Origin of the sequence: Enterobacter sp. 61D5 (assembly GCF_034107965.1) — a bacterium.
Taxonomy (GTDB): Bacteria; Pseudomonadota; Gammaproteobacteria; order Enterobacterales; family Enterobacteriaceae; genus Enterobacter; species Enterobacter cloacae_M.
Map to the genome: position 1 here is coordinate 1 of NZ_JAWNFK010000069.1, position 421 is coordinate 421.

General features: G+C 54.6%; 1 pseudogene. It reads left to right on the forward strand.

Going from position 1 to position 421, the window contains the following annotated elements:
* Positions 1 to 329 (forward strand): annotated as a pseudogene (locus tag UTM25_RS22540) (IS3 family transposase); the annotation flags it as partial.
* Between the last annotated feature and the right edge of the window lie 92 nt (positions 330 to 421).

Genomic DNA, 421 nt, shown 5'->3' on the forward strand with positions numbered 1-421 from the left:
ACTGTCAGCAACAGCGACATCATCCGGATAAACGCAGTGCCCGTGCGCAGCGCGATGACTGGCTGAAGAAAGAGATACAGCGCGTATACGATGAAAATCACAAGGTATACGGTGTGCGTAAAGTCTGGCGTCAGTTGTTACGGGAAGGTATCAGAGTGGCCAGATGCACTGTGGCACGTCTCATGGCGGTTATGGGACTTGCCGGTGTTCTCCGGGGTAAAAAGGTCCGTACGACCATCAGCCGGAAAGCCGTTGCCGCAGGCGACCGCGTAAACCGTCAGTTCGTGGCAGAACGACCTGACCAGCTGTGGGTGGCTGATTTTACTTACGGTGTGCCCGGAGTTCAGGGCGGGCATGGATGCTTAAATGAACCGCGAGTCTGTCTGGAATATTGAACCGGTAACTCACGATGAGAAACCCA